This is a genomic window from Corynebacterium sp. KPL2825 (assembly GCF_037908445.1).
GTDB classification, from domain to species: Bacteria; Actinomycetota; Actinomycetes; order Mycobacteriales; family Mycobacteriaceae; genus Corynebacterium; species Corynebacterium kefirresidentii.
The window spans coordinates 303006-309355 of record NZ_JBBMGI010000001.1 but is presented as its reverse complement, the minus strand read 5'-3'; the positions used below and the strand labels follow the sequence as shown (position 1 = coordinate 309355).

At 56.7% G+C, this 6350-nt stretch carries 6 protein-coding genes and 1 other RNA gene; 1 reads left to right on the top strand and 6 read right to left on the bottom strand.

Features of this window, described 5'->3' with window-relative positions; translation table 11 throughout:
- Positions 1-498: 498 nt before the first annotated feature.
- From ssrA to ftsE, 5 genes are all read right to left on the bottom strand, one after another.
- Positions 499-879: a transfer-messenger RNA gene (gene ssrA, locus WMQ00_RS01565) on the bottom strand.
- Between the two features lie 62 nt (positions 880-941).
- A complete protein-coding gene (locus WMQ00_RS01560) occupies positions 942-1298 on the bottom strand; it encodes a DUF488 domain-containing protein (RefSeq protein ID WP_023020832.1) in 357 nt (118 codons plus the stop codon).
- The gene (gene smpB / locus WMQ00_RS01555) at positions 1291-1794 is read right to left on the bottom strand and encodes an SsrA-binding protein SmpB (protein WP_005322310.1); all 504 of its coding nucleotides are present in this window, start codon (positions 1792-1794) and stop codon (positions 1291-1293) included. Before smpB ends, WMQ00_RS01560 begins: the two co-directional genes overlap by 8 nt.
- 44 nt (positions 1795-1838) lie before the next feature.
- Positions 1839-2741 (bottom strand): permease-like cell division protein FtsX, encoded by a 903-nt coding sequence (gene ftsX / locus WMQ00_RS01550; RefSeq protein WP_200287999.1) that lies wholly within the window; start codon positions 2739-2741, stop codon positions 1839-1841.
- Positions 2738-3427 (bottom strand): cell division ATP-binding protein FtsE, encoded by a 690-nt coding sequence (ftsE, locus tag WMQ00_RS01545; protein ID WP_200288001.1) that lies wholly within the window; start codon positions 3425-3427, stop codon positions 2738-2740. The genes ftsX and ftsE overlap by 4 nt, the downstream gene beginning before the upstream one ends.
- A gap of 109 nt (positions 3428-3536) precedes the next feature.
- Here ftsE and WMQ00_RS01540 point away from each other — a divergent pair, with 109 nt between their 5' ends.
- Complete coding sequence (locus WMQ00_RS01540) at positions 3537-5156, top strand: AbgT family transporter (RefSeq protein WP_340440595.1); 1620 nt, start codon at positions 3537-3539, stop codon at positions 5154-5156.
- 83 nt (positions 5157-5239) lie between these two features.
- Here WMQ00_RS01540 and prfB read toward each other — a convergent pair whose 3' ends face one another.
- Positions 5240-6343 carry a peptide chain release factor 2 gene (gene prfB, locus WMQ00_RS01535; protein WP_239208858.1) on the bottom strand — a complete coding sequence of 368 codons (1104 nt, stop codon included), beginning with the start codon at positions 6341-6343 and terminating at the stop codon, positions 5240-5242.
- Between the last annotated feature and the right edge of the window lie 7 nt (positions 6344-6350).

The window sequence follows — 6350 nt, the reverse complement described above, 5'->3', positions numbered from 1 at the left end:
CCAATCAACACACAACCATGCACACAAAAAATAAAAAGTACATTGGCACACTATTGAGTTCTCAAACATCACCACCAACCAACAAAAAATTAACTTCCCGTTAACCTCTCATCGGCAGCCCGTACAAACTTACTCAACTCAAAGAACAAAGTCAAATCATCGAACCAAGTCCGTACAAAATGTCACCATCAAGTAACCTCCCGGCTACCTCTCGGCGACTTGGATTAATCTAGCCCACCACAACCAAACAACACAAATCCCCAGGATAACGGGCACTATGACAGAGTCTTACCTGGCTAAGTGGCCCCATAGCTACTAATGCCTCAAGGAAGCCTGCAATCGAGATGCTTTCTCCCATATTTGAAAGGCCTCTCTGGTGGACCGCTCCCCTTTAGGTGGGCGATCCCAAAAATGGATTGGGGAGGGCGGACAATTAACAGCAAGATGACCACCGGGCTCCTTGCATGGAAAAAGGCCCCCGATTTCTCGGGGGCCTATCGGTGGAGCTGCCGGGAATTGAACCCGGGTCCTTCGTCACCTTGCCAGGGCTTCTCCGTGCGCAGTTCGCACAGGATCTCTCCTCGGCCCTCCGGATCGGGCGAACACGTCCGGATGATGGGCCCAGTCACCAGTGAGAGTCCCGACTGGTCCTGATGACCCGGCCAGCCGGCTAGTTCCTTAGTCGATGCCAGGTTCTAGGTCAGGAACGAAACCTAGGCTGACAGACACGCGTCGCTGTAATTAGGCAGCGAGGGCGTAGTCACGCTGAGAGTTCTTCTCTGCGTTTATTGGTTGCTACGACGCTTATACGGTGGTCGTTAGCCTGCACCGGCACGCTTCCCCTGGCTCAGTGCACGAAGTCGAAACCAAATCAACCCCATGCGGTAGGGACGGGATAGTGCATCTTCCCTACGGTTCGTATAACACTACCCCACCCACTTTTATTTCCTCAAGTGCTCCTTCAGCCACTCTTTGAGGACCACTGCGTGGTTGACCTTGCGGTTGGCGGCGGCAAAGAGAAGGGTGGCGTCGGCAAGCGCAAGCAGCTGGGTGAGCTCTTCGGAGTCATTGTCATCCAGCTCAGCCTTGTAGCGGCGGGCAAACTCGTCGAAACGATCCTCGTCGTGGTTCCACCATTTGCGCAGCTCCGGACTCGGCGCGACTTCCTTGAACCATTTCTCGTAGTCCACATCGCTCTTGGCGACGCCCCGGGGCCACATCCGATCCACCAGCACCCCGACGCCTTCGATGGTGTCCTCACCCTTGATGACGTCGTGGACTTTCGCTGTTTTAAACATTGATGCCCTTCACGCGGCGACCGAGCTCGCGGGAGATTTCGCGGTCCTGGTCGCGGCGCTTAATATCCTCTCGCTTGTCATAGTCCTGCTTGCCTTGGGCCAGCGCAAGCGAAAGCTTGGCGTAACCATTTTTGAGATAAACCTTGAGCGGAACCAGGGTCTTATTGCCATTGCGCACCTGGCCATAAAGTTTGTCGATCTCGCGGCGGTGCAATAAAAGCTTGCGGGTGCGCCGCGGGCTGTGGTTCGTCCACGAGCCCATGGAGTACTCCGGAATGTGGAGGTTCCGCAAGTACACTTCGCCATCGTCAATGGTGGCGAAGGCATCATTGAGCGAGATTTTGCCCTCCCGCAGGGATTTAATCTCGGTGCCGAGCAGGACGATGCCACACTCGTACTCCTCGAGAATTTTGTAGTCGTGCCGGGCCCGGCGGTTGGTCGCAAGCGTAGCCTCGCCGGATGCCGCCTTCTTGTTTTTCTTGCCCTTCTTAGCCATAGTTATGCCAGTGTAGTGCCCTTTTGACTGGCCCGGCAAACAGACTATTTGCGCACATATGACCGCAGGGTGATATGGGCCGTAACGGCGGTAACCACCAGCGCTAGCAGGCCAACGAGCGGGAGGGCAATCCAGAGATCGCCGGATTTCATAGGAGCAAGCAGCTGTGATTCATAAAGTCCCTGCAGGGACGGGTCTACCACTTGGGACTTGCCCAAGAAGATGCCGGCCCCGCCGAGGAGTACACCGATGAGGGAAGCCAAGACTGCTTCCATGACGAATGGCGCCTGCGTCATCCACCGGCTTGCGCCCACCATGCGCATGATCTCCGTTTCGCGAGTGCGGTGGAATGCAGCAATTTGCACCATATTAGCCACCAAGAAGATGGCCGCCACAGACATCACGATGGCTAGGATGAAGGTGGCATTGCGGATGGAGTCGAGGTTGCTAGCGGCATTGCGCACCTCTTGCTGCTGGTCGACGACGTCCTCTACCGCTGGGTTATCCCGAATCGCATCGATTGCGGAGGCATCCTCTGGGTCTACAAGCCGCACGTGGAATGCAGCCGGCAGCGCATCAGGGGAGGTTTGCTCCACCATCACAGGGTCGGTGTCTTGAAAAAGTTCTTTGAACCGCTCATAGGATTCTGCGCGGTTGCGGTATTCCACGGACTCGACGGAATCATCCGCCTCCAACTTATCCTTGATATCCGCGCAGGCCGGACTCGTACAGTCTGGGTCTCCGGCAGAAATATCCTCATTGAGCTGAACCATGACCTCGACGCGGTCGAGGTAGATATCCTTGGTGTCCTTGGTCAGGTTGGTCACCATAATGCCGGCGACAACGAGCCCGACCGCAATCGCGGTGGTGATAATCATGGCAATGGTCATAGTCAGGTTGCGGCCAAGCCCCTTGGTGGCTTCGCGGAAAATAAACCCTAGCTTCATGCTTCCCCCTCATAGGTTGCCTCGTGCTCATCGCGCACGAGTACTCCATTGCGCAGCTCCAGCACGCGCTTGCGCGCCCTATTGACGGCGCGGGCATTGTGAGTGGACATGACCACGGTGGTGCCGCGGCGGTTGATGCCCAGCAGTAAGTCCATGATCTCGTCAGCGGTGGCGGGATCGAGGTTGCCCGTGGGTTCGTCGGCAAGCAAGAGCTTTGGCCGATTAACTACCGCACGAGCGATGGCCACACGCTGCTGCTCACCACCGGAGAGCTCATGCGGATAGGCGTTGTGGCGATCGTGGAGTCCCACCAGCTCCAATACCTGCGGGACCGCGGTGGAAATGCGGTACTTACTCTTGCCAATGACCTCCAGTGCAAAGGCCACGTTTTGATACACCGTCAGCTTGGGCAGCAGGCGGAAATCCTGAAAGACGTACCCAATGGACTGACGCAGCGCGTTGATCTGCTTGCCAGAAAGCTCATTGACGTGGAAATCATCAAAGTAAATATCGCCCTCGCTGACATTGCTATAGCGCACCATAAGCTCCAAGAAGGTGGACTTACCGGAACCGGATGGACCGATCAGGAAAGCGAATTCACCATCCGTAATCTCGAAAGACACCCCATCGAGCGCTGGGCGGGACTCGGCGGAGTAGGCCTTAGTCACGTTGTCGAATCTAATCACGCGAATCACTGTAGCAACCAAAGTTGACACCGCGCTGTGAACTATATTTAAGTAATGTGGTCTAAGACACTAATTTGTTCCGACCCAATCGACAGAAAGTGCCGATACTATGGCCGAAACCGAAACTAAAGAAAAACCACGTTCTGCAAGCGGCTTCCTAGGCACTGTAGAAAAGATTGGCAATAAGCTGCCGGATCCGTTCTGGCTCTTCGTCATCCTCGCGGCAATCGTTGCTGTGACATCCTGGCTGGGGCACCTCATTGGCATGAGCGCCGAGGATCCTAAGACAGGCGAGACCATTGAGGTTGAATCGCTGCTGACCACCGAGAATATCTCGCGCATGGTTACAGACGCCGTGGAGAATTTCACCAGCTTCCCACCGCTCGGCGTCATCCTTGCCGTGATGCTCGGCGTGGCCGTAGCAGAGCAGTCCGGCCTGCTTTCCGCCTTGGTGCGCGGCATGGTCACCAAGGTCAGTGCCAAAATGCTTACCTTCGTCGTGGCGTTGGCCGGTGTGACCGGCTCTGTGGCCTCCGATGCCATCTACGTCATCCTGATTCCGCTGGGAGCCATGGCCTTCCACGCGGTGGGCCGCTCCCCCATCGTGGGTGCAATGGTGGCCTTTGCCGCCTCGTCAGCCGGATTTAATGCCTCGCTGATTCTCAATATCACCGACCTCCTGCTGGCTGGTATTTCTACTCCAGCCGCGCAGTTCGTCGATGCCGAGTATGAGGTCAGCCCGCTGGCGAATATCTTCTTCGTCATCCCTTCCGCCGTGGTGCTTTCGCTCATCATTACCGCGGTCACGGAATTCCTCATGGTGAAAAAGGCCCGCGAATTGGTAGACCATGACCACATCAATTACGAAGAAGTCTCCTTTTCCAAAGCCGCTGGCGGCCCTTCCAACGCGGAAGGGGAAAAGGAAGAATACGACTTCACGGATGATGAAGAGGCCATGCGCATCAAACCCAATGAACAGCGTGGTTTGATAGCGTCCGGCGTCACCCTGGCGATCTTCCTCGCCGCCTTCTTCGCCCTGCTGTTTATCCCTGGTTCCCCGCTGGCGAGCCAAGAAGACAGCTTTATGGAGTCGCCGCTCATCAGCGCCATCGCGGTGCCCATTGCCTTGGCCTTCTTGGTATGCGGCATTGCCTATGGCTTGGCGGCTGGCACCGTGAAGTCCTTTGCTGATGTGCCGACGTTTATGGCCAAGGGCATCGAGACTCTCGTTCCCATGCTGGTCCTCTTTTTCGCCGTCGCCCAGTTCCTCGCTTGGTTCGAGTGGTCCAACCTCGGCGTATGGACCGCTATTAAGGGCTCCGAGCTACTCCAGCACTGGTCCCTGCCGCCGTTGCTCATGTTCGCCGCGCTGGTCGCCATGGTGGCACTGCTCAACCTATTCATTACCTCTGGCTCTGCCCAATGGGCGCTTATGGCCCCGGTCATCGTACCGATGATGATGTATGTTGGCGTCTCACCCGAGGTCTCCCAGATGCTCTTCCGTATCGGTGACTCACCGACGAATATCATCACCCCAATGTCGCCCTACTTCGCGCTGGCGTTGACCTTCCTGCAGCGCTACTACAAGCACACGGGCGTGGGTACCTTGATGTCGCTCGCCCTTCCTTACTCGCTATGCATGCTGGTGGGCTGGTTCATCTTCTTTGTCATCTGGTACCTCATCGGCATTCCGCTGGGACCGGGTGCACCGATGGACTACGTGGGTTAGGTCCATAAAGATCAGGCCGAACTGAGGATTTTCTCCCCTCAGTTCGGCCTTTTTGCGTTCAATTCAGCCCGATCAGTATGGACCTAAGCTTGGTCTTCTTGTTGCTGCATGCGCCAGCGAATTCCGGATTCTAGGAAGCCATCGATATCGCCATCGAGCACCTTGGATGGATCGCCCACCTCAAAGTTGGTGCGCAGGTCTTTGACCATCTGGTACGGGTGCAACACGTAGGAGCGCATCTGATTGCCCCAGGAGGCGTTACCACCAGCGCCCAGAGCGTCAAGCTCGGCCTGCTCCTCTTGGCGCTTGCGCTCCAAGAGCTTTGCCTGCAGCACGCGCATAGCCGAGGCCTTATTTTGAATCTGCGATTTTTCGTTCTGGCAGGTGACCACGATTCCGGTGGGAATGTGGGTCAGGCGCACCGCGGAGTCGGTGGTGTTGACGGACTGTCCGCCAGGGCCCGAAGAACGATAAACATCGACGCGCACATCATTGTCCGGGATATCGATGTGGTCGGTCTGTTCCACCACCGGCAGGACTTCCACCTCGGCGAAGGAGGTCTGGCGTCGGCCTTGATTATCAAAAGGCGAGATGCGCACCAAGCGATGCGCGCCTTGTTCCACGGAAAGCTGGCCGTACATGTACTCACCATGGACTACGAACGTGGCTGACTTGATGCCCGCTTCCTCCGCATAGGAAATGTCATATACATCCACCTTGTGGCCGTGCTTTTCTGCCCAGCGGGTATACATGCGCATAAGCATTTCAGCCCAGTCCGCCGCATCCACACCGCCGGCACCAGAGCGAATATTGATAACCGCCTCACGCGGGTCATACTCACCGGAAAGCATGGTGGTGACCTCTAGGGATTCGATGGCGGACTCCAGGGAATCGAGCTCCTCGTCTGCCAGGGAAGAATCCCCTTCCTCTTCCGCAAGTTCGTACATGACGGGCATGTCCTCGAGACGCCCGCGCAGCGCTTCTAGCTTGCGAACCTTCGCCTGCGCTGCGGAAAGCTCAGAGGTGACCTTTTGGGCATGTACGGGGTCGTCCCACAGGGATGGATCCCCGGCCTGGGCCTCTAGTTCCCGAATGCGGGCAGCCAAAGCCTCTGGGTCCATGACCTTCTCAATGGTGGTCAGGGTGGATTCTAGTTGCTTGAGCCGTGCTGTTACTTCGGGACGCATAGGCCCC